The organism is Streptomyces tailanensis (genome assembly GCF_008386495.1).
GTDB classification, from domain to species: domain Bacteria; phylum Actinomycetota; class Actinomycetes; order Streptomycetales; family Streptomycetaceae; genus Streptomyces; species Streptomyces tailanensis.
Window position 1 is genome coordinate 1 of the sequence record NZ_VTHJ01000026.1, and the last position, 25,476, is coordinate 25,476.

General features: G+C 70.2%; 24 protein-coding genes and 1 tRNA gene. 8 read left to right on the top strand and 17 right to left on the bottom strand.

The window, feature by feature from the left end; all coding sequences use genetic code 11:
• Window positions 1-283: 283 nt before the first annotated feature.
• Together F3T56_RS21545 and F3T56_RS21550 are read right to left on the bottom strand one after the other, a co-directional pair.
• Window positions 284-592, bottom strand: coding sequence for a hypothetical protein (locus F3T56_RS21545; RefSeq protein WP_149826873.1), 309 nt, complete (start codon window positions 590-592; stop codon window positions 284-286).
• Complete coding sequence (locus tag F3T56_RS21550) at window positions 592-900, bottom strand: hypothetical protein (RefSeq protein WP_149826875.1); 309 nt, start codon at window positions 898-900, stop codon at window positions 592-594. The genes F3T56_RS21545 and F3T56_RS21550 overlap by 1 nt, the downstream gene beginning before the upstream one ends.
• 229 nt (window positions 901-1,129) lie before the next feature.
• On the opposite strand from F3T56_RS21550, the gene F3T56_RS21555 reads away from it, so the two are divergent.
• Together F3T56_RS21555 and F3T56_RS21560 are read left to right on the top strand one after the other, a co-directional pair.
• Window positions 1,130-1,684, top strand: coding sequence for a GntR family transcriptional regulator (locus F3T56_RS21555; RefSeq protein ID WP_149826876.1), 555 nt, complete (start codon window positions 1,130-1,132; stop codon window positions 1,682-1,684).
• A complete protein-coding gene (locus F3T56_RS21560; protein ID WP_149826878.1) occupies window positions 1,681-2,460 on the top strand; it encodes a GntR family transcriptional regulator in 780 nt (259 codons plus the stop codon). The genes F3T56_RS21555 and F3T56_RS21560 overlap by 4 nt, the downstream gene beginning before the upstream one ends.
• 59 nt (window positions 2,461-2,519) lie before the next feature.
• Here the strand turns inward: F3T56_RS21560 and F3T56_RS21565 are convergent, their stop codons facing one another.
• On the bottom strand, window positions 2,520-2,954 hold the full coding sequence (locus F3T56_RS21565) for a hypothetical protein (RefSeq protein WP_149826880.1): 435 nt from the start codon (window positions 2,952-2,954) through the stop codon (window positions 2,520-2,522).
• A 901-nt stretch (window positions 2,955-3,855) separates the two neighbouring features.
• Here F3T56_RS21565 and F3T56_RS21570 point away from each other — a divergent pair.
• A complete protein-coding gene (locus F3T56_RS21570) occupies window positions 3,856-4,824 on the top strand; it encodes an intradiol ring-cleavage dioxygenase (protein ID WP_172639062.1) in 969 nt (322 codons plus the stop codon).
• A 9-nt stretch (window positions 4,825-4,833) separates the two neighbouring features.
• On the top strand, window positions 4,834-5,640 hold the full coding sequence (locus F3T56_RS21575) for a triphosphoribosyl-dephospho-CoA synthase (protein WP_149826882.1): 807 nt from the start codon (window positions 4,834-4,836) through the stop codon (window positions 5,638-5,640).
• Between the two features lie 167 nt (window positions 5,641-5,807).
• Here F3T56_RS21575 and F3T56_RS21580 read toward each other — a convergent pair whose 3' ends face one another.
• Entirely contained in the window at window positions 5,808-7,283 is a 1,476-nt protein-coding gene (locus tag F3T56_RS21580) for an aminopeptidase P family protein (RefSeq protein ID WP_149826884.1), read from the bottom strand.
• Window positions 7,284-7,387: 104 nt separating this feature from the next.
• Entirely contained in the window at window positions 7,388-8,986 is a 1,599-nt protein-coding gene (locus tag F3T56_RS21585; RefSeq protein ID WP_149826885.1) for a PP2C family protein-serine/threonine phosphatase, read from the bottom strand.
• 562 nt (window positions 8,987-9,548) lie between these two features.
• Between F3T56_RS21585 and F3T56_RS21590 the strand changes: the two genes are divergently transcribed.
• Together F3T56_RS21590 and F3T56_RS21595 are read left to right on the top strand one after the other, a co-directional pair.
• Complete coding sequence (locus F3T56_RS21590; RefSeq protein ID WP_149826887.1) at window positions 9,549-10,214, top strand: bifunctional DNA primase/polymerase; 666 nt, start codon at window positions 9,549-9,551, stop codon at window positions 10,212-10,214.
• A gap of 268 nt (window positions 10,215-10,482) precedes the next feature.
• Complete coding sequence (locus F3T56_RS21595) at window positions 10,483-11,064, top strand: hypothetical protein (RefSeq protein WP_172639063.1); 582 nt, start codon at window positions 10,483-10,485, stop codon at window positions 11,062-11,064.
• Window positions 11,065-11,328: 264 nt separating this feature from the next.
• Here F3T56_RS21595 and F3T56_RS21600 read toward each other — a convergent pair whose 3' ends face one another.
• The 3 genes from F3T56_RS21600 to F3T56_RS21615 all read right to left on the bottom strand — a co-directional run bounded on the left by F3T56_RS21600 (window position 11,329) and on the right by F3T56_RS21615 (window position 14,561).
• Entirely contained in the window at window positions 11,329-12,318 is a 990-nt protein-coding gene (locus F3T56_RS21600) for a DUF5926 family protein (protein WP_149826889.1), read from the bottom strand.
• Between the two features lie 548 nt (window positions 12,319-12,866).
• Complete coding sequence (locus F3T56_RS21610; RefSeq protein WP_149826891.1) at window positions 12,867-13,490, bottom strand: ATP-binding protein; 624 nt, start codon at window positions 13,488-13,490, stop codon at window positions 12,867-12,869.
• A gap of 261 nt (window positions 13,491-13,751) precedes the next feature.
• On the bottom strand, window positions 13,752-14,561 hold the full coding sequence (locus F3T56_RS21615; RefSeq protein WP_149826893.1) for a glycerophosphodiester phosphodiesterase: 810 nt from the start codon (window positions 14,559-14,561) through the stop codon (window positions 13,752-13,754).
• Window positions 14,562-14,834: 273 nt separating this feature from the next.
• Between F3T56_RS21615 and F3T56_RS21625 the strand changes: the two genes are divergently transcribed.
• Entirely contained in the window at window positions 14,835-16,502 is a 1,668-nt protein-coding gene (locus tag F3T56_RS21625; protein WP_149826895.1) for a S1C family serine protease, read from the top strand.
• Between the two features lie 123 nt (window positions 16,503-16,625).
• Here the strand turns inward: F3T56_RS21625 and F3T56_RS21630 are convergent, their stop codons facing one another.
• Window positions 16,626-17,147: a hypothetical protein gene (locus F3T56_RS21630; protein ID WP_149826897.1), complete on the bottom strand. Its 522-nt coding sequence runs from the start codon at window positions 17,145-17,147 to the stop codon at window positions 16,626-16,628.
• A 32-nt stretch (window positions 17,148-17,179) separates the two neighbouring features.
• Window positions 17,180-17,737, bottom strand: coding sequence for a hypothetical protein (locus tag F3T56_RS21635; RefSeq protein ID WP_149826899.1), 558 nt, complete (start codon window positions 17,735-17,737; stop codon window positions 17,180-17,182).
• Between the two features lie 468 nt (window positions 17,738-18,205).
• Here F3T56_RS21635 and F3T56_RS21640 point away from each other — a divergent pair.
• Window positions 18,206-18,292: transfer RNA gene (locus F3T56_RS21640), tRNA-Ser, on the top strand.
• Between the two features lie 142 nt (window positions 18,293-18,434).
• On the opposite strand, the gene F3T56_RS21645 is transcribed toward F3T56_RS21640, so the two are convergent.
• From F3T56_RS21645 to F3T56_RS21675, 7 genes are all read right to left on the bottom strand, one after another.
• Window positions 18,435-19,844 (bottom strand): tyrosine-type recombinase/integrase, encoded by a 1,410-nt coding sequence (locus F3T56_RS21645; protein ID WP_149826901.1) that lies wholly within the window; start codon window positions 19,842-19,844, stop codon window positions 18,435-18,437.
• Window positions 19,845-19,903: 59 nt separating this feature from the next.
• Complete coding sequence (locus tag F3T56_RS21650; protein ID WP_149826903.1) at window positions 19,904-20,092, bottom strand: helix-turn-helix transcriptional regulator; 189 nt, start codon at window positions 20,090-20,092, stop codon at window positions 19,904-19,906.
• A gap of 190 nt (window positions 20,093-20,282) precedes the next feature.
• Complete coding sequence (locus F3T56_RS21655; RefSeq protein WP_149826905.1) at window positions 20,283-21,428, bottom strand: DUF3631 domain-containing protein; 1,146 nt, start codon at window positions 21,426-21,428, stop codon at window positions 20,283-20,285.
• Complete coding sequence (locus F3T56_RS48020; protein ID WP_246203745.1) at window positions 21,425-21,784, bottom strand: hypothetical protein; 360 nt, start codon at window positions 21,782-21,784, stop codon at window positions 21,425-21,427. Before F3T56_RS48020 ends, F3T56_RS21655 begins: the two co-directional genes overlap by 4 nt.
• Window positions 21,781-22,686, bottom strand: a complete 906-nt coding sequence (locus tag F3T56_RS21665; protein WP_149826907.1) for a bifunctional DNA primase/polymerase — start codon at window positions 22,684-22,686, stop codon at window positions 21,781-21,783. The genes F3T56_RS48020 and F3T56_RS21665 overlap by 4 nt, the downstream gene beginning before the upstream one ends.
• A gap of 90 nt (window positions 22,687-22,776) precedes the next feature.
• On the bottom strand, window positions 22,777-23,088 hold the full coding sequence (locus F3T56_RS21670) for a hypothetical protein (protein ID WP_149826909.1): 312 nt from the start codon (window positions 23,086-23,088) through the stop codon (window positions 22,777-22,779).
• Between the two features lie 204 nt (window positions 23,089-23,292).
• Entirely contained in the window at window positions 23,293-25,410 is a 2,118-nt protein-coding gene (locus tag F3T56_RS21675) for an FtsK/SpoIIIE domain-containing protein (protein ID WP_149826910.1), read from the bottom strand.
• Between the last annotated feature and the right edge of the window lie 66 nt (window positions 25,411-25,476).

Below are 25,476 nucleotides of genomic sequence, written 5' to 3' on the forward strand. Positions count from 1 at the left end.
GCGGCTCCATCCTCTGGCTACGCAGCCTGCCAGCCCTCCCGTGATCTCAACTCAGAACAGGCCCTAGTTCCGGATCAGCGGCAGTTCTTCGTCGACACGCTGCTCGCGTACGAAGCCGCGGTCGGCGGCGAGGGGCAGGGCTGAACCGAGCCCTGCCCCGCGCACCCGGCCGGCGAATTGAGCCCGCAGGCGCCTTCTGGCAGATCCGTCTCGGCGACACGCTGTGAAACGAGGCGTGCCGCTGGGCCAGATGAGACGGAACTGCCAAATACCGAGTGCCGACTCAGTTCAGCTGCCGCAGCCGTCGCCCTCGGCTCTCGGCGACCCGGAGGGCATCACTGAGCGCCTCGGTCAAGCGCTCGGCGAGGAAGCGGAGTTCGCCGGGCGGGGCGCCCGGAAGCATGTCCCGGGCGTGCCCGATGAGTTCCGCACCCATGCCGAGCTGGATGGACTCGGTGGCGTCGGCCAGGCGTGTCACCGGCCCACCCTGTTCGTCGCTGACCAAGAAGCAGGGCTTGTCCTCGACGTCGGACCAGGGCAACAGGCGTGCCTCACGCGGCGGTTCTGGTACTGCCGCCTCCTCGTTTCCCATCAGGCGACCTCCACCCCGTGAATCCAGCACGACCCGGGCATGTCCAGCCCCATCGTGGCCATGGCCAACTCCCGCCGCCGCTGGCGTTGTTCGTGGACGGTGACGTAGGGACGTACGGCGATGGTGGCGGCGCCGTCGAACTCCTCGTGCAGTCCGTACGGAGACCGGTGCGCGGGGAGCGGGGTGCAGGGCGGAGGGGGTGGAGCGGTGAACGTGGGGCGCGGGTGGAATGCGGCGGCACGGTGTCTGCCGCGCGGCTTGGGCAGCAGGCTCAGCCAGGCGGTGAGGCTGCGGATAAGGTCGGTCATGTCATCAGCTCCGTTCCAGGTTCGGCTGGTGTCCGCGCCCCCGGACGGCTTGCTCCCGTCGCGGGGGTTTCACGTCTTTTCATGGGTCTCGATGGCACTGGAGCGTCCAGTGCGAGGCTAGCTTATCGCTATTCGTGAATAGTAGAGAGATTTTTGCTGGGATGCCTCGCCAAGTCGCTTACCGTGTAAACCAGCAAGGCTGCACCGTCGGTCACAGGGAGAGGACGTCATGAGCGCGAACAGGTGGACCAGCACCTCGATGCCGTATCTGACGCCGTGGGAGAAGGGCCACGGAGATGCCTGGGGCGCCGATGCGGCAGCCCAGGGCCGCAGGGGTACTCAGCGGATCGTGTTCGCCGGTGAGGTGCCCGCCCCCGCCGAGGTGGCGCGGCTGTTCGGGCTTGCGGAGGGGGAGCCGGTCGTCGTACGCCGTCGCGTGATCCTCCTCGATGACCAGCCCAACGAACTGACCGACACCTACTACCCTGCCGACATTGCCCGGGGTACCGGGCTGGCGGGAACGGCCAAGATTCGCGGCGGAGCCGTCACGCTGCTCGCCGAACTCGGGTACGTCGGCGCCCTCGTCCGCGAGGACGTGACGGCCGACGTGCCGAGTGAGGAGGAGCAGGAGGCCTTGCGGACCGCCCCGCACGAGCCGGTGCTGCGGCTGACGAGGGTGACTCTGGACCGTGACGAACGGCCGATCCAGGTAGACCGCATGGTGATGCCCGCCCTGCGACAGCGGCTGCGCTATGAGATCGACCTGGCGAACGGGAGAGGATGACCGTGCCCAAGGCCGAGCCCGACGCCCCCGACCGCCGTTCGCTGCACGAGCGGATCGCAGCCGACCTGCGGGACGACATCATGAGCGGCGAGCTTCCGCCAGGGGCCAAGCTGCCGTCCACCATTCACCTCAAGGCCCGCTTCGACGCCTCCAACGCTACGGTGCAGAAGGCCCTGCAACTCCTCAAGGACGAACGCCTGGTGGTCGGGCGGGCGGGAGCCGCGGTCACCGTCCGGGAACATCGGCAGCGGACCATGCGGCCGGCCTCCTTCATGACACCGGCCGCGCCCGGAGAGCCGTATCGCTGGCTCACGGAGGCGGCGAAGCGCGGGAGCAGCACCCGCAGCACGCTCCTCGACGTCGCGGAGAGCCGGCCGCCCGCCGACGTCCGTACCGCTCTCGGCCTACCGGATGATGGGCCGGCCCTGCTCCGCAGCCAGATCCTCTCCATCGACGATGAGCCAGTCGAACTCGTCAGGTCGTACTACCCGTTGGACATCGCCCGCGGTACGGCGATGACGGTACGCCGCAGGATCAAGGGCGGAACCCCCGCGCTTCTGGCCGAACTCGGCTACCCGCCCCGCCTCAGCGTCGACCGTGTCTCCGCCAGGATCCCCACCCAGGACCAGTACCAGGCGCTGAACCTCCCCAGCAGTCTGCCGGTGCTGCGCACCCTCCGCGTCGTGTACAGCGACCACGACCGCCCCATCGAGGCGACGGTCATGGTGAAGGCAGGACACCTCTACGAGTTGCAGTACGAGTTCACGCCCGAGTGACAGGTTTGCGACGGCCACAGACTTCCCGCCCGTTTGCCTGCCGCGAGCGGGCCGGTGAGTCAGACCTGTGGCACAGGTCGCTGCTTTTCGAGCATCCTGTGCCCCTCGAAGGCGGCGGTCGCCGCGCCGAAGGCCGCTCCAGCAGCAGCGCCATTGCGTACAACGAGCAGGCAGTACACGGCGAATGCAACGGCCACCACGGTAGACAGCACAGCAGCCCACTCCGTAACGCGCAGGCCGAGCCTCACGTGCTCCGCTCGGATCGCTCTGCGCATCGCGGTCAGGTCCAACTGTTGGGCCCTCCAGAGCTGCGCACGCGCCGCGTGGCGAGCCACGACGCGTTTCCGTAGCTGCCAGAAGACCCTCAGCAAAAGCAGTGCCCCGAGGTGCCCGGCCGCCATCACCCCATTCAGATGGACCAGCCACCATGCACCGGCTGCTACGCCGTAGACCCCACCGACCAGGGCGGCGATGGATAGGAACGTAAGGGCCAAGTCGCCCAGCGCTCCTCGCGCGGCTTGGCGGACATCACTACGATTCATCGCGTTCCTCTACTGAACTGGACACCGGTTGATTGGGAGGAGCGGAAGGGCTTTGGGCGAGGGATCTTTGCCGAGATGAGTCGCTCGAAGCCCTTCGTTATTGACCTCAGCTGTTTTCCCACTGTTCTTCGGCTGTGGTGCCTTGGCATTGGATAGCACCGGCTGGGCGAGGGTGCCTACTGAGGGACGATCATGAACGTGTAGTGGCCGACGACATAAAGCGGCATCAGATGCCAGCCGGCCGCTGATTGCGACCAGACCATAGCTCCACGGAGCTGAGTAGCAGTGTGGCCTCCACGGCACTTTGAGGGATAAACGTGAGGCACGTCACACCCGCAGGTGAGTGCCCGCGCCTTTCGTCACCGTCAAAGTTGAGGCCACCGCATTGCCCCCTGGTCAACCCGCCGGTCACGAGGATTGCCAACCCGTCGAAGGGGCTGGGTTTTTTTGCCAAATCATTACCGAGGCAGAGAAGTGCCTAGTCAACTGCTATTGCAATACGCGTAGTTGACCTCGCTGAGTGTCGGGTGGGAGACGGTGTGAGGCTCGCGCCCGTAGCCCACGAAGCGCATGCCCTCACGTTGAATCGCTGCCCCCGAAAGCCCTTCGGGTGCCCCGTCTGAACCCGCACGGAACCCGGTTCGGCCACCAGGGGGAGTCTTCGGATTCCTATCACTCTCCGTAACGTTCTGTTGGGGCTTGCCGACATGGGCGCCGTACCCAGAGGCATCGGTTCCTGCCGCAGGCATCCGCCGCTACGAATCCGAGCGAGGCTTCAGGGTTCTCAGCACTCTCAGCGCCCTCACAGCCACACCCCAGCCCGCTGACGGAGTGCGTCCATAGCGTCGGCGGCATGACGGGAAACCAGGCAAAGCACAAGAGCAAAACGATCACTCGGCGCCGGGCGCTCGCGGTGACCGGGGGTACGGTCGCGGCCGGTGGGCTGGCGGTCGGGGGGTATCAGGCCGCGTTCGCGGATGAGACGACGGGCACCGCCGCGGCGACGGCCACGGCGTCGGCGACGAGCAGCAGCAGTAGTGAGTGCATGACGTTGATGACGAGCGTCACCGAGGGGCCGTATTACCTCGATAACGCGCTCGTCAGGAAGGACATCACCGAAGGCAAGAGCGGCGTTCCGCTGACGCTGCGGCTGACCGTCGTGGATGCCACCGACGGCTGTACGCCGGTGCCCGGCGCGGCCGTGGAGATCTGGCACTGCGACGCCTGGGGTTACTACTCCGGCTACACCACCGCCAACCCCGGCGGCTCGGCACCGGCCGAGAGCGAGGACGGCTCGACCGCCGACGACAACACGTACCTCCGCGGCTACCAGATCGCCAACGCCAACGGGGTCGTCAAGTTCGAGACGATCTTCCCCGGTTGGTACACCCCGCGCACCTGCCACATCCACGTGAAGGTGCACACCGGCGGCGAGAAGGAGGACGGCACCTACGAGGGCGGCAAGGTCAACTACACCGGCCAGTTCTTCTTCGACGACGAGATCGCCCAGGAGATCTTCACGCTCGAGCCCTACTCCCAGCACTCCGGCAGCTACACCACCCTCGACAACGACATGGTCTACGACGGCGGCGGTGCCTCCAGTGGCCTGCTCACCCTCAAGGCCGTGAAGACGGGCAACCCGGCCCGGGGCTACAAGGGCTTCCTCATCCTCGGCATCGACCCCGACGCCGAGAACACCGGCGCCGGCGGCGGCGGTGGCGGCGAGGGCGGTACGCCCCCGTCCGGCGAGCCCCCGGCGGATGCTCCGACGGACGCCGCGACCGACAGCGCATCCGCCTCCACGTCGGCCTCGGCCTCGTAAGGTACGCCGATGAGCAGCCGCGAGGACGAGACGCTCGCGCAGGCCGCGGTGGCCGCGCTGACATGGCAGCTGGAACTGACCCCCAAACCCGGTCTGCCCGACCCGCGCGACCTCGACGCGCGGGTCACCCGGCAGGACCACCGGGCCTTGCGCTGGTCGGCGAAGGCACTGATACCCGGCCTCGCGGCCATGGCGGCCTGCGCCCGCCGCAACGGCGCCCCGACGCCCGAACTCAGGGCCGAACTCGGAGCGATAGGGCGTTCCACCGAGCACTCGGTACAGCTCGCCGGGGGCGGTCATCGTGGCGCCACCTGGGTGCTCGGGCTCCTGGTCGCCGCGGCGGCGCTGGAGCCGGGCGCGCGCGGGCGCGAACTGGCCGCCACCGCGAAGCGGATCGCCGCCCACCCCGACCGCCGGGCGCCCAGGCGCCCTTCCCGGGGGTCCTCGGTCTCCGCGAAGTACGGGGCGGCCGGTGCCCGGGGTGAGGCCCGGGCCGGATTCCCCCATGTACGCCGGGCACTCGACGTCCTGGCCAGGGCCCGCTCCGCCGGCACGCCGGAGCCGTACGCCCGCCTCGACGCCCTCCTGACGGTCATGTCCACCCTCCAGGACACCGAGCTCCTCTACTCGGCCGGCCCCCATGGCCTCCGCCACGTCCAGTCCGGCGCCCGCGCTGTCCTGGACGCGGGCGGTACGACGACGGAGGCCGGCCGCGAGGCCCTCACCGCACTCGACACCGATCTCCAGGACCGGGGGTGGAAACCCAGAGGCAGCGGCTCCCTGCTGGCAGGAGCACTATTCGCGGACGCCCTGTAAACCGGGGGCGCCCCCGGTCTTTTAAGGGGCGCGGGGAACTGCGCGAGCAACCACACACGACCCGCACCCGACAACGCACCCAAGGGGGTCGAAGGGGCGCAGCCCCTGGATGGGGGAGGGACGGGTAGGGGCGGCGGGGGCGAAAACCCCAGGCAGCCCGAACGCACTCAGCCCGTGAGCCCCGCCATCCAAGCCTCAACCTCCCCCGACCGCCGAGGCAGCGCAGCGCTGAGGTTCCGGTTCCCCTCCTCCGTCACCAGGATGTCGTCCTCGATCCGGACGCCGATCCCCCGGTACTCCTCGGGCACGGTCAGGTCGTCCGCCTGGAAGTACAGCCCGGGCTCGACGGTCAGCACCATCCCCGGCTCCAACGTCCCGTCGACGTACGCCTCCACCCGCGCCGCCGCGCAGTCGTGGACGTCCATGCCGAGCATGTGCCCGGTGCCGTGCAGCGTCCACCGCCGCTGCAACCCCAGCTCCAGCACGCGCTCCACGGGCCCTTCCACGAGCCCCCACTCCACCAGCCGCCCGGCCAGCACCCGCTGGGCCGCGTCGTGGAAGTCGCGGTACTTGCCACCGGGCTTGACCGCCGCGATGCCGGCCTCCTGGGCGTCGTACACGGCGTCGTAGATCTTCTTCTGGATCTCGCTGTACCTGCCGTTGATCGGCAGCGTGCGCGTGACGTCGGCGGTGTAGTACGTGTGGGTCTCGACGCCCGCGTCGAGCAGAAGCAGGTCACCCGAGCGCACCGGGCCGTCGTTGCGGACCCAGTGCAGCGTGCAGGCGTGCGGGCCGGCGGCGCAGATGGAGCCGTAGCCGACATCGTTGCCCTCGACGCGGGCCCGCAGGAAGAACGTTCCCTCGATATAGCGCTCCGAGGTCGCCTCGGCCTTGTCGAGCACGCGTACGACGTCCTCGAAGCCGCGCACTGTCGAGTCGACCGCCTTCTGCAGCTCGCCGATCTCGAACTCGTCCTTGACCAGCCGTGCCTCGGAGAGGAAGACCCGCAGCTCGTCGTCGCGCTCACCGGTGACCTTGTCGGTGAGCGCGGCCTCGATGCCCGCGTCGTACCCGCGTACGACCCGGATGGGGCCGGTGGCCTCGCGCAGCTTGTCGGCCAGTTCGCGCACATCGGCGGCCGGGATGCCGTACAGCTTCTCCGCCTCGGTCAGCGAGTGCCGGCGGCCGACCCACAGCTCGCCCTGGCCGGACAGCCAGAACTCGCCGTTCTCGCGGTCGGAGCGCGGCAGCAGGTAGATCGTCGCCTCGTGGCCCTCACCCGCGGGCTCCAGGACCAGGACGCCGTCCTCGGTCTGGTTGCCGGTGAGGTACGCGTACTCGACCGACGCCCGGAAGGGGTACTCGGTGTCGTTCGAGCGGGTCTTGAGGTTGCCGGAGGGGATCACCAGGCGCTCGCCGGGGAAGCGCGCGGAGAGCGCGGCGCGGCGGGCGGCGGTCTCGGCGGCCTGGGCGATCGGCTGCAGATCGTGCAGCTCGGTGTCGGCCCAGCCGGACTTCATGTTCTCGGCCAGCTCGTCGGACACGCCCGGGTACAGGCCGTTCTTGCGCTGCTTGATGGGCTCCTCGGCTTCGGTGGCCTCGTTCTCCGGGGTCGCCGGCTCGAGCTCGTCCGCCACGGTCATCCTCCTAGGTACGGCACTGGACCCCGCCCATCGTACGGTCGTACGGGGCGGGGCCCAGGGCCGCGGGACCACTTACCGGTGGTCATCGGGTAGTCATGGGGAGGTCACTCGAAGCGTGCCGCCAGCAGCACCACGTCCTCCGCGCCACCCTCCCCCAGACTCGGCTTCGCTCGACCGGGAGGGACCCCCACGTCCCGCTCGTCCGGGAGCATGGCGCGCAGCACGTGGTCGGCGATCGCGCCGGGGTCGGTGCGCAGGGAGCGGGGCACGCCGGCCGCCGCCGCGTGGAGGCGGGCGAAGGCACGGTCGACGGGCTCGCCGGTGCGCTGGAGGAGGCCGTCGGTGTAGAGCAGGACGGTTTCTCCCGGCCCGGCGGTGAACTCGACGCTGGGCGCCTCCCAGCAGGCGAGCATGCCGAGCGGCGCCGACAGGGACGTCTCCACGTACTCCGTGCGCCGCGCGCCGATCACCAGCGGCGGGCTGTGCCCGGCCCCGGCGAGCGTGAGCTTGCGCAGCGCGGGCTCGACGTAGGCGAAGAGGGCCGTCGCGCTGCGGGCGGGCTCGGTCAGGCGCAGCAGCAGCTCCAGGTCGGACAGAACGGCGACCGGATCCTCGCCCTCCATCACGGCGTACGCGCGCAGGGAAGCCCGGAGCCGTCCCATCGCGGCGATCGCGCTGGGCCCCGACCCGGTCACCGAGCCGACCGCGAGGCCGAGCGCTGCGTCGGGCAGCGGCAGCGCGTCGTACCAGTCACCGCCGCCGCGCGGCCCGGTGCGGTGCCGGGCGGCGAGCTGGACGCCGGCGACCCGGGGCAGCCGGGAGGGGAGCAGTTCCTCGGCGATGGTCGCCATGCACGCGCGCGTGCGCTCGACCTCGACGAGCCGTGCCAGGTGCTCGGCGGCGTGGCGCGCGTACAGCCCGACGAGGTGACGCTGCCGCTCGACCGGCTCGGCGGGTTCGTCGTACAGCCATACGGCGGCGCCGATGCGGCCCGCGCCCTCGGTGGAGCCCCTGGTGGAGCCCTCGGTGGACAGGGGCAGCGCGTAGCTCGCCGCGTATCCGAGCCGGGCGGCGACCTCGCGGTGGCGGGGGTCGAGTCCGTCCTCGGCGAACAGATCGGGCTGGGCGATCTCGCCGTCACCGCCCGGCAGCCCGTCGAGGATGCGCCCGTACGGCAGGGAGCTGCGCGGCACGGTCTCCATGTGACCGAGGTCGGCGCGGCCGAGGCCGAGCCCGATGGTCCGGTCCGGGCCGAGTCCGTCCCCCGGCTCCAGTACGACGAGACCGCGCCGGGCGCCGACGAGGGCGGCTCCGGCGCGCAGTGCTTCGTCGAGGGCGCTGTCGAGTGAGTTCGTGCGGGTCAGCCGCTCGATGAGTTCGTGCAGTGTCGTGAGGTCGGAGACCCAGCCCGCCAGTCTGTCCTGGAGAACGGCTCCGGGGGCGGTGCCCGGTCCGGGGGCACCCGAACCTGTGACAGCAGTGGCCGATGGGGCGCCCGGGGCGGCAGACGTCGGCGCGACAGTGTGTGCGGGGGAGGGAACCGTTGAATCGATTCCAGCCACTTTCGGAGGGTGAGGGGCGTTCATGGTGTCCGGCTTTCCGACCGGTGCGTATTGCTCAAAAGCATCGCAAACCCCCATGTCATTCTGCGCCGCTAGCAGTGTCTCCACATGTACACGCACTCGTGAGGGGATGTCCAGCATTGTCCTGCTGGGATATCTGGTGTCCGTGAGGTGCTGTTGGACGTCTGTCGGTTTATTGTCCAGCCCTTTGAAAAAAGCAAAGTTGGCTTAAAAGTGTTGTGGGAAGCGGTGTATTGAGGTCGACTGGCCTTGTTCAACAGAGCGTCACAGCGGTCGTGATGGGTACGTACCCGGTGAAGGCCAGGGGCGGCGGAAGCCACCCGGAACCTGGTGACTGAGCCGGGCGTCCTATCCACCGACGACCGAGCCCCATCCTCCCGTGGCGGAGGCGGCGAGCACATGCGAGACGGCGAAACGCCAGGGCGCCGCCACCCCACGCCATGCCCATGCTTTTGACAGACGCAAGTCGACGCAGACGCAAGCGCAAGCGATGGACGCGGACGTAGCCAGAGTTCGACCCCCAGGGGTGCCCCTTACTTCCCGGGCTTCCCTTCGTCGTCGGGGCTCCCTTGTCCGCGACAGGGGTGTGATGCGCCAGTAGGTACGCACAGTGCAGTGAACGACACATGTTGTGATGTGACCCACAGTGTTGCCATGCGTGCAACGGAAAGGACGAGCGCTCATGCGCGAGATTCCCGGAAGGCGACGCAGGCTCCTGTCCAAGCGCAACGGCGGGAGGCCCGAGCTGCTCGAGCAGGCCCTGACGTTCGCGACGGAATGGCAGTGGCCCGTACTCCCGGGTGTGGCGCCGGACCCGCAGGGGCGCGCCCGCTGCGGCTGCCCGGACCCGGAGTGCGTGGTGCCCGGCGCTCACCCCTTCGACCCCGGCCTGCTCGCCGCCACCACGGATGAGCGCATGGTCCGCTGGTGGTGGACCAACCGGCCCACCGCGCCCATCGTGCTGGCCACCGGCGGCAAGGCCCCCTGCGCCGTGAGCCTGCCGGCCCTCGCCGCTTCCCGTGCCCTCGCCGCGCTCGACCGCACCGGGATGCGCCTCGGCCCCGTCGTCGCCGCCCCGCACCGCTGGGCGATCCTCGTCGCGCCGTACTCCATGGAGCAGTTGGGCGAGCTGCTCTACGCCAAGGACTTCGTCCCCGGCTCCCTCCGCTTCCACGGCGAGGGCGGCTATCTCGCCCTGCCTCCCTCCGAGACCGGTCACGGCCTGATCCGCTGGGAGCGCGCGCCGCTGCCCGGCTCGGCCGCGCCCTGGGTCCCCGACGTCGAGGCCGTGGTGGACGCGGTCATCGAAGCCCTCACTCGTACGGGTGTGAGCGCGCCCGAGTTCTGAGCGCGCCCGGCGCGGGCGGGGTCGGGCGCCCCCGGTCGGTCGTTATCTTCCGCACATGCAGCGTCTTCCCGGGGGCCACGGGGCCCCGCCACCGCGCGGCCGCCACAGCACTCCCTCGCACCACCGGAGCCACCGAGCACCGAAGCGGCCGCGTGGGGGGCCGGATGCGAGTGGGCACGGCGGGCCGGATCCACACGGGCACCGTAGGCCGGACAAGTCGGACAGGCCGGATCCGCGCAGGCTTCGGCTGGCGGGGCTGGTCGTCGCGGTGGCGGTCGCGCTGGGCCTGCCGCTCGTCGCGTCCGCCGTACCGATCGGCGACGCGGACGACGCCACGGCCCGCCGTACGTCCCACACGTCACGCACTTCCGAACGCGCCGACGTCGGTGGAGTCGCCGATGAGCTGGGCCTCGGTGGCACGGCCGAGGGTGAAGGGGCCGACGGCAAGACGAGCGACGGTCAGGACGCGGGGGACCCGGCCCGCTCGCACCCGCTGCTCGGCCTCGGACTCGCCACCGCCACCCGCTGCGGACCCGAACTCACCTCCCCCGACGGCATCGAGGCGCAGACGTGTGTCCTCACGCAGGGTGAGGAAACGTGGGCACGCACGTACTACCGCAACGCGACCGGACGGGAGCTGAGTTCGGTCCTCAGCATGATGGGCCCCGGCGACCGCACCGTACGCATGCACTGCGTCGTGGGCGCGGAGGACGAGCCGGGGGCGTGCGAGACACCGAGGGAGCGCACGCGGGGCGAGATGGGGGCGTACACGGCCGTGGCGGAGTTCGCGGCGCCCGATGGGAGAGGACCGCTGCTGCTGCGCTCAGGGAGCAACTCGGGCCCCTCGTAAGGCGGTTGACGCCGAGCGGGGTTCCGTACAGCGCGGGGGCCGCGGAACCCGGGCATGAAAAGACCCGGTTGCTGGCGACGGGGGATGCACCAGCAACCGGGCTAATGAAACCGTAACAAGAGATCGGCGGTTCGCAAATTCGATCTCGGCTATTCGGACACGAATTTGCCTGCCACGTAGGGAAGTTGTGACAGGAGTCACCACAATCCGAACGCACTCGATCAGCGGGCCGTCCTGACCGTCCGGTCGGCCCGCGACTCTGTGTCAGCTGAGCGTGACCTGCCGGTTGGTGAGTCCACCGCGCGCCCGACGCTCGTCCGCGGTGAGCGGGGACTCGTCGGCCAGGGCGGCGGCGAGACGCTCGGCGAACTCGGCCGCGGGCTTCTCGACGTCGTCCGCGCCGACCCCGCTGGGGAGGTCCCAGACCGGCACCGTGAGCCCGTGAGCACGGAAGGAGCCCACCAGACGGGTGCCCTCACCCAGGCTGGAACGGCCCGCCGCGTGCAGCCGCGCGAGAGCGTCCAGAAGCCGCTCCTCCGGATGCGGCATGACCCACCGCAGGTGGTTCTTCTCGGGGGTCTCGCACCAGTACGCCGCGTCCACGCCCGAGAGCTTCACGGTCGGGATGGCCGCCGAGTTGGCCCGCTCCAGGGAGGCGGTCACCTCCGGAGTCGCGTTCTCCGGGTCCGGAACCCAGAACTCGAACCCCGAGTGCACAACTGGCTCGAACGTGCCTTCGGGGTCGAGCAGATCCTGCAGTCGCGGACCGTCGGCCGGGGCGCGCCGGCCCTGCACCGGGGTGCCCGGCTCGGCGGCGAGCGCGCGCTGGAGGGTGTCGGCGAGGTCGCGGCTGATGTCGCCGGAGGCCGTGTCGTTCTGCAGGCCGATCAGCACCGAGCCGTCGTCGCGGCGCAGCGCGGGCCAGGCCATCGGCAGGACGGTGGCGAGCGTGACCGAGGGGACGCCCTCGGGGAGCGGGTCCCTCAGCTGCAGCTCGACGGTGGCGGCGGGCACCAGCTCGCGCAGCGCGACCCAGTCGCACTCGCCGGGCAGCCCCTCGAAGGGGCGGTGCACCAGCTCTGTCACCGCCTGCGCGGCGGCCCGGCCGTGACAGGCCTTGTAGCGGCGGCCGCTGCCGCAGGGGCACTGTTCGCGCGCGCCGACAACCGGAACCTGCCCATCGGCGCCTGCGGCGCCGACTCCACCGGTGCCCTGGGGGCGCTTGGCCTTCGTATGGGGTCGCTTCTTGGCCATCGTGGGTGTCTCCCGATCACGGCTCGTCTCGTACTGGCGCGAGCCTAGTCCCTCGTACGACGCCCGACGGGACCCCTGTGGACAACGCACCGAGTCGTCCCGGAACCGGCGGTTCGGGCCGGGTTGTTCAACACCTGGATGAGGGGGCGTTCGTGTCCCGGGCCGAGGGCGAGGTCATCGCCGTACGACTGCGGTCGGAGGCCGCGTCCGAGGCGGAGCGGCTGAAGCCGGAGGCATCGGAGACGCTGGGAGGAGGCGGCCGGGCGCCGCCGCGAGGCCGAGGAACTCCTCGGTGCCGCCCGGCAGGAGGCCGGGAGCGGCAGCGGGGCCGCGAGCAGAGCGAGGAGCGGCTGGCCTCGGCGCGTGCGCCGACCCGGGCGTGCCGAACTCGGTGCGCCCGTTCAGGTCACCGTCGGCCGGTGGTTTCGGCTCCGGCGGTCATGGCCGGTGGGCGCGGCTTCCGCCGCCGGGCCGGTGGCGCCGGTCCCGGGCGCGCCGCCCCGGCCGTCGGCCTCAGGTGTGTGGCTTCGGCCGTCGGCCTCGCTCGGTCAGTCCAGGTCATCGAACGCGTCGGCGAAGTCGGGGATCGTGGAGACCGACGGTGCGGTGATACGGGTGGCGAAGTCGTCGCGGCGGTGGGTGTGGCGTACGTCGTCCTGGACGACGACCCAGACGGTGACCTCGCCGCGGGCGTCGTCCCGTACGCCCCAGTCGTCGGCCAGTGCGGTGACGATGTTGAGCCCACGGCCGCCGTGGGCGGTGACCGAGGGCGTGGACGGAACCGGGCGGGTCGGACCACCGCCGTCCGTCACCTCGACCGTGAGCCGCCCCGAGGGGTCCACGCGCCAGGCGCAGCGCACGTCACCGTCGCCGGCGAAGGCGTCGCCCAGGGGCCTGCCGTGCTTGCAGGCATTGCTGAGCAGTTCGGAAAGGATCAGTAGGGCGTCGTCGATGACCGATTCCGCCACACCGCTGTCGCGTAGCTGGTCGCGCATGCGATGCCTTGCTTCCCCCACGCCCGCAGGGCCATGGGGTACGGCCATGCTCGACGACGTGGGCACCTCCTGTGCCACCACCAACGCCACCCCCGAGACCTCCTTCGCCCCACGCCACGGTGTGAATGCCCCATTGGACTGGACTGGAAACCGGCCGGGATGCGTGCTCTGACGCACTCCAAGCGTTCGAGTACGGACCGAACGCGCCGGTGCACTCCCCGTAATGAAGTGGCTGAATTTCGTCCCTAATATGCCGACTTCTCCTCCGGCTCAGGTCAGCCTTCTTGGCGGAATTCTTACCTCCGGCCGAGCGCCGTGCGGCAGCGGCGGTGGGGTCGGTGGGGGCCGGTGGCGTGCCCGGCGGCGTTCGCGGGGCTTCCCGGGTGTGAACAGCGGCGTGTTCGAATCGCGTTGTGGGCGGGGCGCTCCGCGACGTACTCAGCGGCCCAGTTGGTCGAGGACCGCGCGGGGGCGGTTGGTGATGATGGCGTCGACGCCCAGGCCGACGCAGAGGTCGACGTCCTCCGGTTCGTTCACGGTCCACACATGCACCTGGTGGCCGGCCTTCTTCAGGCGCTCGACGTACGCGGGGTGGTTGCGCACGATCCTGATGGAGGGGCCCGCGATGCGGACACCGGTCGGCAGCCGCCCGTCGCGCAGGCGGGGCGAGACGAACTGCATGAGGTAGACGGTCGGCAGCGTCGGGGACGCGGCCCGCACGCGGTGCAGTGACCGCGCCGAGAAGCTCATGATCCGTACCGACGACTCGGCGGCCGACGCCGGTGCGTCCAGCCCGAACCGCTTGAGCAGGACCAGAAGCCGCTCCTCGACCTGCCCCGCCCAGCGCGTGGGGTGCTTGGTCTCGATGGCCAGCTCCACCCGGCGGCCCGCGTCGGCGACGAGTTCGAGCAGGCGTTCAAGGGTGAGGACGGAGGTGTCGGCGCGGTCCTCCGGGGCGACCTCCCAGTCGGGGGCCTCGTCGCCGTTCTTCCAGGAGCCGAAGTCCAGGGCGGCGAGATCAGCGAGTTCCAGGGCGGAGACCGCGCCGCGGCCGTTGGACGTACGGTTGACGCGTCGGTCGTGGACACAGACGAGGTGGCCGTCCGCGGTCAGCCGGACATCACATTCGAGGGCGTCGGCACCGTCCTCGATCGCCTTCTTGTACGCGGCCAGGGTGTGCTCGGGGGCGTCCTCGGAGGCTCCGCGGTGGGCGACGACCTGAATCGGGAGCTGTCGTGCATGGGTCACCGCGTCATGGTGCCACCGTGGCGGGGTATGCGTGGGAGCGGTGGCGGTGTACGGCCACGCATGGCTAGGGCGATCTGGGCGGTACGCCTCTTTGGTCGCATAGATCCTATATAAAGGTCGGCCCCGGACGCACAGACACCGCTTATGGTGCCCTGACGGCTCGTGGGAAAAGCTGACCCCATACAAAAGTCACGCGCAGCCTCATGTGCGACCAAGAAGAACCAAGAAGAGTCGACCGCTACAGGTGACAGCCGTGGATCGAGGAGAAGAGCTGTGAGCACCGAGAACGAGGGCACCGCGGTACCCCCGGCCCCGTCCGCACCTCCCGTGCCGGTGGAAACTCCCGCTGCCTCCGCGCCGGCCCCGGCCCCGGCCCCGGCCCCCGAGCCGAGCCCGGCCCCGGCGGCCCCGGCGGGAACCACCGCTGAGAACGCGCCGACGGCCCCGATCCCCGCGGTCCCGCCGACCGCGCCGGAGGCGCCCACGGCGATACAGCCGACGGTCGCGGACCAGCCGCAGCAGCCCCAGGCGCAGCCGGATCTCGTGTCAACGGGGGCGCCCGGGTACGCGGCCGCCGCGGGCCAGGGGCAGGGGCATGGCTCCGAGTCCGGGTCCGGTGGGGGTTACGGCCAGGCACCCGGCCCGGTCGGCGGATCCTCCGCGCCCGACGCCGCCTGGCCGCCTCCCGCACCGCCCGCCGTCCCGTCGTACGCGGACGGCTCGTACGGGGACCACGGCGGCGCCGGAGGTTCCGGCGGGGACGGCGGCGGCTGGGGTTCCTCCTGGCAGCAGGCCCAGCAGCCGGCGCCCAAGCCGGCGGGCGGCAGGCGTGGCGGCCTGGTCGCGGCGGTGATCGTGGCCGCGCTGGTCGCGGGCGGAATCGGCGGCGGCCTCGGCTACACCCTGGCCGACCGCAACGACAACTCCACCGGCTCCACGACCGTTTCGGCCTCGCAGAGCGGCGGTGACGTCAAGCGAGCGGCCGGTACGGTCGCCGCCGTGGCCCAGGCGGCGCTGCCGAGCACGGTCACGATCGAGGCGTCGAGCAGCGACGGAAACGGCGGTACGGGTACCGGCTTCGTGTTCGACAGGGAAGGTCACATCGTCACCAACAACCACGTGGTGGCGGAAGCGGTCGAGGGCGGCAAGGTGTCGGTCACCTTCCCGAACGGCAAGAAGTACGACGCCGAGGTCGTAGGCCACGCGCAGGGCTACGACGTGGCGGTCATCAAGCTGAAGAACGCCCCGGCGGACCTCAAGCCGCTGACTCTCGGCGACTCGGACAAGGTGGCGGTGGGCGACTCCACGATCGCGATCGGCGCCCCCTTCGGCCTCAGCAACACGGTCACCACCGGCATCATCAGCGCCAAGAACCGCCCGGTGGCCTCCAGCGACGGCACTTCCAGCAGCAAGGCCTCCTACATGAGCGCCCTGCAGACCGACGCGTCGATCAACCCCGGCAACTCCGGTGGCCCGCTCCTCGACGCCCAGGGCAACGTCATCGGCATCAACTCGGCCATCCAGTCCGCCAGTAACGGCAGCTTCGGCTCCGGCCAGGCGGGCTCCATCGGCCTGGGCTTCGCGATCCCGATCAACCAGGCCAAGAACGTGGCCCAGCAGCTGATCAAGACGGGCAAGCCGGTGTACCCGGTGATCGGCGCCTCGGTCTCGCTGGAGGAGGGCACCGGCGGAGCGAAGATCACCGAGTCGGGCGAGAGCGGCGCGGACCCGATCACCGCGGGCGGTCCCGCCGACAAGGCCGGCCTGAAGCCCGGCGACGTCATCACCAAGCTCGACGACCACGTCATCGACAGCGGCCCCACCCTCATCGGCGAGATCTGGACCCACCTCCCCGGCGACAAGGTCACCCTGACCTACACCCGCGACGGCAAGACCCAGACAGCCGAGGTCACCCTCGGCGAACGCGAGGGCGACAGCTGAACGGTCTCGACTGGTCAGAAGGGGTGTCCCTCAATGGGGGACACCCCTTCTGACCTTCTGATGGCCCAGGCGGGCGCCAGCTGGGATGGCGGGCGCCAGCCGGGATCCCAGGGATCTCACGTCTCACGTGACGAGCAGCCGATTGAAGAACGACCGGTAGCGGCGTAGGGCCCCGCGCAGGTCCTCCGTGTCCACCTGCTCATCCTGTCCCCACTGGCCCTCCAGGTCCTTCTTGTGCTGGGCGAAGGTGGAGGCGAGGGTTTGCATGACGTCCGCAACCAGGGTGTCGGCGGCGTGCACGGCCTCACGGGGCTCGTCCACGAACTGACTCTGGATCTCCTGCCAACGGTCGCGGAAGCCCTGTTCCTCATCTTCCGCCAGCAGCCGCGGAGTCTCCTCGTCCGCGGTGTCAGAGGCGCCCGGGGTACCCGGCGCGGCGGCCCCACTGCCGGGTTCACCGGCGGTGGGCTCGTCAGCCAGGCTCTCCGTCTCGGCGGGCGCGCCGCTCTCACCCGGGTAGACCGGGGCTTGCGGGGAGGCCTCCTCCGTTTCTCCTGGTGTCACTTCGGCGGTGCCGGAGGGCTGGGCGAGGTCCTCGGTGGACAGGCCGGCGGTCGTGCGGTCCTTTTCCTCGTTGCTGTGCATGGGTGGTACCTCCATGCCGGGTCGTGTCGGCGTCAGGATGGGGCGGGCTGGGCCCGTCCGCCGTCAGAGAGCAGCTCGTCGAACACGGCGCGGTAGTGGACCATGGCACCGCGCAACTGCTCGGTCGTCGCCTGGCTGCGCGTACTGAGGGACTCCACCTCGTGCGCGGCGCGGTAGTGCTCCAGCGTGCGGCCGTGTTCCACCGAAAGGTCCTTCATCTGCTGCTCGAACCCCTCGGTCGGGTATCCGCGCTCGTGCATCAAAGAGGTCACCAGCCGGTCCGCGTCGTGCACGGCGTCCTCCGGCCGGTCCACGAACTCCTCCTGGACACTGGTCCACTCACGTGTGTAGCGATCCCGTGAGACGGGGGGCAGAGGTTTGATCTCCAGCGAGTCGTGCCTCTTCTCGCGGGCCCTGAGCTCACGCTCGCCGGCGAACCGGCTGTCCGAGCCCTCAACCGTCCGTTCGTACTCCGGGCCGAAGCGTTCGCGGAGGTGACGGCGTCGCATCATCAGTGAGACCGCTACGGCGGCCAGGGCAACCACCACGACGATCGGAATGATGATCGCCAGAAGCGTTCCTGTGGACATGGGGCGCAGCTCCTCATGGGAGTAGTGATATGCACCCTACTTTTTCCCATTTACCCGATATTTACCCTTCTTGTCAGTGATCAGATACTAGATCCTTTTATTCGGATCAATCTGATCGTCGGGCTGGAAGGTGTCGGTGCCTGACGCCCAGTGAGCGGGGATCGGGCTACCGCCCGGCGAGCCGGACGCTCTACCTCTGGTCCTGGGCACCCGTCTGACCGGAGAAAAATCTTGAGGGCCTATGCGTGACGCTCACCACATCCCTGTGGGCCGGCTTCAATGGTCGGCTGCCTCGCGCCAACGGGAGAGCGGTACTCGCTTGAGCTCCCAGGGCTCTGCGCTCTGACGGCAACCTTGTCGGCAACGACGGCACACAGAGACCGTTGATCACGACCACCAACGAAGGCCCCGCGAAAGGACCGGGGCCGGTACGCTGTACCCGCTCCGCCCGTGGTGGGCCGGGGTCGAGGTGGGTTGCCCGAGCGGCCTAAGGGAACGGTCTTGAAAACCGTCGTGGCAGCGATGTCACCGTGGGTTCAAATCCCACACCCACCGCCGCAGGTCAGAAGCTTGCAGGTCAGAAGGGGTGCCACTCTCCGGAGCGGCACCCCTTCCGCATGCACCCTGTCTCACCCTGACTCGCCTGTATCCCACCTTTGGCCAGTGCGTATGGGCCATCTGTGGGCCAGGAATCGCGCTACTCGTCGTCGGCCAGCCCCTTGGCGATCAGCCGGTTAGAGCGCCCTTGATCCCCCTTGAGAATCTTGGCGTAGAACCGGTAGAGCACCGCGATGCTGTGCCCGGCCCGCGCCGCGACCTCTGCGGGGTCCACCCCCGACTTGATCCAGAGGGAGATGCCGGCGTGCCGTAGCGAGTAGGGCACTTCCGCGAGCGGGGAGGCCGCTTCCTTCTCGGACAGGGCTTTGGTGCGGGCAGCACTCCAGAGATCGCAGTACTCGGTGGAACGGACACGGCCGCTTCTGGCCGCACGGAAGAGCCGACCGTCCGGGGCCGTCCCGTGCATCGCGATGTGGTCGCGCAGCATCTTCACCAGGACCGGCGGAATTGGCACGGGACGCGTAGCCCCACGGGCCCGACGCTTGAGCCCGCGCGCTTCGTACGACGCGCCGTCGTCCGTCCAGCCGCCGCCCACTTCCGGACGGCTCTCCCCGAGTAGCAACTCCCCCCACTGATCTGCTGAGTCGGCGGTGTCCGGCGGCAACGTGCAGTCTGCACGCTTCAACGACACGATCTCGCCGGGGCGCATAGCGGCGTAGTACAGGCAGCCGAAGAACGCGGTCAGGTGCTCACCACGCGGCCCCGAGTCCCGTACGGCCTCGATGAGCGCTCGGGCCAGCATGGGACCGGGCACGTACCGGAAATCGATCTCGTCGTCCGTCTCCGGTGGCTTCCAGTCGACGCGGGTGAGCGGGTTGGCGGACAACAGTCCCTTCTCTTCCACCGTGTACTTCAGGAAGTTGCTCAGGACCATGAGCTTTCGCCGCAAGGTGTTCTCAGCCGCCTTGCGGCCGTCCATTCGGCGGGAGAGCGCTTCCAGGGCGGGGCGGAGCAACTCCGGGTTTTCCAGGGCGTTCACCTGCATTGAGTGCTCCGAGAGCCACGTCAGGGCGGCACGGATGTCCGCCGGAGGTTCTTCGGCGACGTGGCGAGCGACCAACTCTCCTTCGGGGCCTGGCACCGCGCGGAACGCCCACTGGTAGAGCGCTGCCCGCAGAGTCTTGCTCTTCGGCGCCCCTCGGGTCGACGTGACGAGAGCCGGGACCACGACCGCGAGCGATTCACCGATGCTGGCCCGGTGCTTCGCGGCGGCGCGCGGCCACTTCATGAGCGCATACGTGACGGCGTGCTCGTACCAGGTCGGGGAGTTGAGGGCGGCCAGTTCACGCGCGGGCAGACCGGTGGTCTCGTCGAACTGCTCGCGGTCGCGCAGCGCGGCCATGAGTTCGGAACGGCGGCCATCTGCCTGGGTCTTGAGCTTGAAGCTTCTGGAGTGGGGACGGCGACCGACGCGCCAACGCAGTTCGAAGGGCTTGGGTCGGCCGGACCGCTTGCGGATGGACCAGACGTCAACGTCGTACGTGAGCATGTGTCTCCCATGAGCGAGGGGGCCCGCCACAGCGGGCCCCCTCGGTGAGGTGGTGTGAACTACGCGGCGCTCAGCTCGCAGCGGTCCCACCAGGCATCGAGGTCACGGCGGCTGACGCGGACTTGACCGTTGGGGAGCTTGCGGATGCGGGGCGCCTGCCCCCGGGCGCGCATGCGGTAGAAGGCGGCGCGACTCATGCCGATCTCTTCCAGGACTTCGCAGAGCTTGAGCATTTGTGGGCGTGCCACGGTGCGACTCCTTGCCGAAGCGTCGTGTCGGGGCTCTGGGCCCCTTCTGGGAAGTCCGCTACTTCCGCTACCGCCGCTACCGTGCAGGTCAGGGGCCTGTCGGAGGTAGCGGGAAGGGGTAGCGGTAGCGGATGGGTAGCGGTGGGGTAGCGGCTCGCGGCGGTGCTTGCCGCTACCCCGTTGGCGCAGGTCAGACCGCGTTTTCGGTGCCGGGTAGCGGAGGTAGCGGACTTTCCGGGGGTGGGGGGCAGTAGCGGGCCCACGCGTCCCGGAGATCGGCGGTGTAGTAGCCCTTGAGGACGCTCCCGGCGGTTTTGATATTGCGGGACGCGATGGGCTCGTTGTCGGCCGTCATGTACTCGGCGAGCGTCTTCGACAGGCGCCGGTTGTCGAGTGGCCTGCCGTGAAGGTCGGCCCACGGGGCGTCGTCCAGGGAGTTGAGCCGGTCCAGGATGGCGACGGTGGGCAGCCGGTCGATACCGACCATGACGTGGTCGCGGAGATCGGTCAGCAGTCGGATACCGACACTGCCCTTGTCGTTGGCCTTGGATGCGGTCACCAGCGTCACGCACGCGGCGCGGGCCCGGTCGGGCCAGTCGCCGCCGACCGCGTCGGCGATGGCGAGCAGGGGTTCCCATACGTCCGCCGGCCGGTCGGTGACTCCGTCTGGCATGTCGGGCCAGGCGCCCATGACGAACCCCCGGGCGTGCTCCGCCCACGCGGCGAGCCGGTCACGCAGGGCGTGGCCCTCCGCTTCGTGGACGCGGGCCCGGAAGGGTTCGATGCGCTCGTTTCGGGCCCGGCGGCGCATCCGGATCACGACCGAGCGAGTCATGATCGTGTCGGGCAGGTTGCCGAGTCCAGCGACAGCGACCCCCGCGTACGAGGGGAACGCCTGGACGGTTTGGTTGCCGCCGTCGCCGATGCACCGGTAGGTGACCCCGGTCCGGCGGTGCCCGGCGTTCAGGAAGCCGCGCAGTTCCTCGTTGTCTCCTGCCTTGGGGCCGAAGACCGTATCGATCTCGTCGAACAGGATCGTCGGTCGGCCGTTGGGGTTGGACACGGACCGGAACAGTGCGGCGGCGGACGCGTTGACGGCCGTCATGGGCTGTGGCACGAGGGTTTCCACGATCTCCAGCGCACGCGACTTCCCGGAGCCGGGTTCCGGGGAGAGGAAGGCGAGGCGGGGGGTGGAGTCGAAGCAGTCGAGTAGGTGGGCGTGGGCGTCCCACAGCGTGACGGCGACGTAGGCGGCTTCGGTGGGGAAGACGTTGAACCGGCGGTGGAAGGCTTCGACCTCGTTGAGCAGGGCCGCGCCGTCGATGGTGTCCGTCATGCTGCGGTCCTCCCTTCCTGCGGGTGGCGGAGCGGGCAGGCGTCGCGGTGGGCGGTGTGGTCGGTGATCAGGGCGAGCACGCGGCGGTGGCCGACGGCGCTGCGGTCCCGCCCGCACTGGCACTTCGAGGTGGCGGTGGGGGTCGCGCCGCGCGGCGCCACGATGTGCAGCCACGCCACGGGGTACCGGCCGTCACCGACCGGCCGGTCAGAGCGAACAGCAGAGGGGACGCCCTTACGGGCGGCGCCTGTCGGCTCGCCCACGGCCGTGGGTGGTGCGGCCGGTTCGGCGGTGCGCGGCTGGTCGGGGGTGGGTGTGGTGCTTTTACCTGCGGGGCGGGGCCAGGGGGCGGTCATGCCGTCCTCCGGGGCCAGGCGGTGCGGATGGAGTAGTCCAGGGCCTTGCGGATGGTGTTGCGGCACTCGGCCGGCGACAGTCCCGCCGACTCGCCCCCGCAGGTAAAAGCCGCTTCCACGTCGGCGCGGTCGAGGTCCCCCCACGCCACGAACCGGCCCACCGCCCGTACGGCGCGCAGCAGTTCGGCCTGCCGTCCGCCCTCGGACGTGGTGGCCACGGCCGCGACTTCGCGTCGTAGGACGGCGGTGGCGTACCGGTCGGTGTCGCGGGTGAGTGTGGGCAGAATCGGCACTGTGGCGGGCCTCTGAGGGGCAGTCAGGGCCTTTTGGAGCCATTCGGGCAGGTTTGCAACGGGTTGGTCGTCCAGTGCGGTGTACGGGCCTTGTGGGGTGGTGCTGCCGGGGGCGACGACTTGGCCGCCCCATGCGCGGGTGTCGACCTTGGGCGTGAGCGTGCCAGTGGTGTTGGTGAACCGGACCCCGTCCGGGGCGGTGAAGTACAGGTGTTCGCCGCCGCTGGGGGTCCGGATGCGGCGGGTGGCGGGGACGGTCTGTCCGGCGCGCTCGCAGAGCGCTTGGAAGTTGGCGGCGCCGTCAGGCGTGCCCTCTTCGTCTGTGGGCTTGAGCGTGTCGAGGTCGACGACCAGCAGACCGGCGGGGCCGGTGGCGATGCCGACGTTGAACGGGCCCGAAGCCCAGCACCGTTCGATGCGGGCGGGGTCGGTGGTGGCGCGCTGTTCGAACGTGCGGTGGCCGCCGGTGCAGTCGCCGGTGTGGGGGCATCGGCGTTCGCCGTGCAGGGCGGGGACCTTGCTGCGGGGGCGCAGGGGGATGACAGGCCAGTCGCGGGCGGCGGCGTCCAGTGCCGCGCGTAGCAGCGCGGGGCGGGGGGCATAGGTCATGCTGGGTGTCTCCAGTTCCTCGGTTGGGTGCTGGTTGGCAAGGGCGGCCCCGGATTCATTGGCGTGAGACGGGGGCCGCCCTTGGCGTAGCTAGGCGCCCTTGGAGCGGGCGAGGCGGAAGGTGATGCCGCCGACGCCGATCGGTCCGGCGGCGGTGGCGATGGCGGTGACAGCGTCGGCGGTGGCGTCGAGCAGCGTGCACAGCGCGACGACCAGGCCCCACGTGCCGAACGCGGCGGCCCCGGCGACGCCGAACGCGATCAGGACGCGGTGCCACGGGATGCTTGTGCTGTCGGCGGCCTGGACGACGATGACGACCGGGGCCCCGGTGGCTTCGGCGCGGCGCCAGTCGTCGGCGGGTATGTGCGGGGCGATGATCCCCGGCGGGTCACGGTGCGACATGCGGAATCCCTTCTCGCAGTCGTTCAGGGAGGCGGAAGCACCCCCTTGCGGGAGGCGTGTGGAGGGGGTTTCAGGGGTGCTGACCTGCACCCCTCCCTGCCTCCCTGGCTGATCATTCGTGCAGGTCAGGTGCAGGGGGGCGGGTCAGGGAGGGGTTCAGGGAGTTCTCCCTGCCTCCCTGACCCGTCCGGGGTCGGCTCCCTCTCATTCGGCGGTGGAAGCGGAACCCGTCTCGTCGCGGTTGGCGAGGGCGCGGGTGAGGCGGTCGCGGCCGATGACCATGACGCCGTCGGACTTGTAGGGCTCGGCGCCGGTGCCGTCCAGGACGCGCTTGAGGTCGATGAACGACCACTTGCCGTAGGCGTCCTCGTTCGCCAGCGCGAGCCGCTTGAGGACGTCCTGTGTGCGCACCCGCGCCGCGTCGCCGACCACTCCGGCGATGTCGGCGAGCGGGTCACGGTCCTCGCCCCGCTCGATCACGTGCAGGGTGGTGACGCCGTCGCGCAGCGCCTTGGCCCGGTCGGTGAGGGCTTCGGCCGCATCGTCGTCGATGTAGTGCGTCCGGACGGTGATGGACGCCTGTCCGGCCGGGATGGCGATGCCGTCGGAGGCGACGACCAGCGTTCCCCGGTCCAGGCCGGGCCGCAGCATGTTCGGGGCCGCGCCGCCGTCGACGGCCTTGTCCCCGAGCGCCATGCGGGCCTGCGACTCGGTGCCGAGCGCGAGGGAGGCGCGGGTGTGGGCGCCCTCGCGGACGAGCTTGGGAAGGTTCTGGTCGGTGGGGTCCTGCGTCCCCTGCCACATCAGGACGTTCACCGCACGCCCCTGATTGTGGATCTTACGGACGGCCATGAAGTACCGGGACTTGGCCTTGGAGCCGCCATACGGGCGCTTGTCCTCGTCCACGGCCGGGCACATGAACGCCACCTGCGCCTCGTCGACCAGCACGATCAGCGGCGGGAACACGGTGCCGGGCGGGGCCTGGATACGGCGGTTCATCTCCTCCACCGCACCCTCCACCATCTCGGTCACCTGGATCACGTGCTCATCCGTGGGGCCCTGGATCAAGGTGGTGGCCAGGCCGTCGAACATGGCCCAGTCACCCACGCCCTTGAGGTCGCCCATGAGGAACTGCACCGACTTGTCCAGCGCGACCCACAGCGCGAGGGAGCGCAGGGCGACGGTCTTGCCCTGGTTGGACAGACCGGTGATGAGCAGGTGGCGCTGGTACAGGCTCAGGCTCGCGGCGTCGCCCCGCAGGTCCTGCCCCCACGGAGCGCGGCCCTTGGCGTAGTCGGCGGTCATCGTCTCGTCCGTGACCAGCGGAGACGGCCCGATCGGCTCGTCCAGCGCCCCGGAGTCGGCCACCCACAGCCGCACCGTCCGCGCGGCCTGCGGGATGGTGATGAACACTTCGTGCTCGTGCCGGGTCAGGTTCTCCGCGAGCTTGCGCCGCCGGTTCTGCACCTCGATCGTCGACACCCCGGACGGCAAGGTCACGTCGACCTCGATGCCGCATCCGGCGATCCGGATCGGACCGAGCATGGAGGCGCCGGCGTCCCCCATGTCCTTGATGGCGTTGCGCAGCGCCGGGACGCCGAGGTCGCGCAGGGCCTTGACGACGATGGACGGGGTGATCGGCTCCCCCTCGCCCGACCGGACGTTCGCGGGCAGCGCCCACTGAGGTGCGGCCTGCTGCTTACGGCCGACCGACCATAGCGCGAGCAGCGCGAGGAACGGACCGATCGAGAGCGCCGGACCCCACACGACCTGGACGATCCGGATCAGCAGGGCGATGAAATCGATGGTGGCCGACAGCGGGGTGATGACGTCGCCGATGTCGCCGTTGTTGACGGCCATCACGACCCCGAGCGCGACCAGGACACCGATGCCCATGCCCGCACCGACGGCCACGCCCTTGGCCGCTTCCACCGGGGAGTGCAACAGATCCATGCGCCGGTGGTGACGGGCGGCACGGAAGCGCTGCAGCCGCTCCTCCCACTCCTCCGCCGCTTCCAGGTTCCCCGCGGCTTCCGCCGCACGGATCATCCGCTCGTAGCGGGCCCCGGTCTTGCCGTCCCAGGTGCGGCGGGCCACGATCCGCCCGCCGTTGAACGTGTAGGACCCATGCCGGGCCACCGCCCGCACCGTCGCCCCGGTCCGCTCATGCGTGACCGCACGCTTCACCGCGCGACCCGAGCGCACCCACAGCGGCACGATCGGCGCCGGCGCGGGGTCGGGGACGACGGTCAGCACCGTCGGCGCCGTGCCGTCGGCCGGGGGGTCGGTGGGCTTGTGGAGGTGAACGATGTTCTCAGACATGCTTGAACTGCTCCTGACTGCCCCCATCGGGGCGGGAGTTAAGTGGGAGTGCCGGGGTGGCCGTGT

Bases quoted from the DNA above. Each gene is read 5' to 3' on its own strand.
- F3T56_RS21585 (WP_149826885.1), bottom strand. From the start codon at position 8,986: ATGCTGGACATCCCCTCACGAGTGCGTGTACATGTGGAGACACTGCTA.
- F3T56_RS21645 (WP_149826901.1), bottom strand. From the start codon at position 19,844: ATGCTCACGTACGACGTTGACGTCTGGTCCATCCGCAAGCGGTCCGGC.
- F3T56_RS21580 (WP_149826884.1), bottom strand. From the start codon at position 7,283: ATGACCGTGGCGGACGAGCTCGAGCCGGCGACCCCGGAGAACGAGGCC.
- F3T56_RS21635 (WP_149826899.1), bottom strand. From the start codon at position 17,737: ATGTCCACAGGAACGCTTCTGGCGATCATCATTCCGATCGTCGTGGTG.
- F3T56_RS21665 (WP_149826907.1), bottom strand. From the start codon at position 22,686: ATGACCTATGCCCCCCGCCCCGCGCTGCTACGCGCGGCACTGGACGCC.
- F3T56_RS21555 (WP_149826876.1), top strand. From the start codon at position 1,130: ATGAGCGCGAACAGGTGGACCAGCACCTCGATGCCGTATCTGACGCCG.
- F3T56_RS48020 (WP_246203745.1), bottom strand. From the start codon at position 21,784: ATGACCGCCCCCTGGCCCCGCCCCGCAGGTAAAAGCACCACACCCACC.
- F3T56_RS21550 (WP_149826875.1), bottom strand. From the start codon at position 900: ATGACCGACCTTATCCGCAGCCTCACCGCCTGGCTGAGCCTGCTGCCC.
- F3T56_RS21675 (WP_149826910.1), bottom strand. From the start codon at position 25,410: ATGTCTGAGAACATCGTTCACCTCCACAAGCCCACCGACCCCCCGGCC.
- F3T56_RS21655 (WP_149826905.1), bottom strand. From the start codon at position 21,428: ATGACGGACACCATCGACGGCGCGGCCCTGCTCAACGAGGTCGAAGCC.
- F3T56_RS21560 (WP_149826878.1), top strand. From the start codon at position 1,681: ATGACCGTGCCCAAGGCCGAGCCCGACGCCCCCGACCGCCGTTCGCTG.
- F3T56_RS21570 (WP_172639062.1), top strand. From the start codon at position 3,856: ATGACGGGAAACCAGGCAAAGCACAAGAGCAAAACGATCACTCGGCGC.
- F3T56_RS21600 (WP_149826889.1), bottom strand. From the start codon at position 12,318: ATGGCCAAGAAGCGACCCCATACGAAGGCCAAGCGCCCCCAGGGCACC.
- F3T56_RS21670 (WP_149826909.1), bottom strand. From the start codon at position 23,088: ATGTCGCACCGTGACCCGCCGGGGATCATCGCCCCGCACATACCCGCC.
- F3T56_RS21630 (WP_149826897.1), bottom strand. From the start codon at position 17,147: ATGCACAGCAACGAGGAAAAGGACCGCACGACCGCCGGCCTGTCCACC.
- F3T56_RS21545 (WP_149826873.1), bottom strand. From the start codon at position 592: ATGGGAAACGAGGAGGCGGCAGTACCAGAACCGCCGCGTGAGGCACGC.
- F3T56_RS21590 (WP_149826887.1), top strand. From the start codon at position 9,549: ATGCGCGAGATTCCCGGAAGGCGACGCAGGCTCCTGTCCAAGCGCAAC.
- F3T56_RS21575 (WP_149826882.1), top strand. From the start codon at position 4,834: ATGAGCAGCCGCGAGGACGAGACGCTCGCGCAGGCCGCGGTGGCCGCG.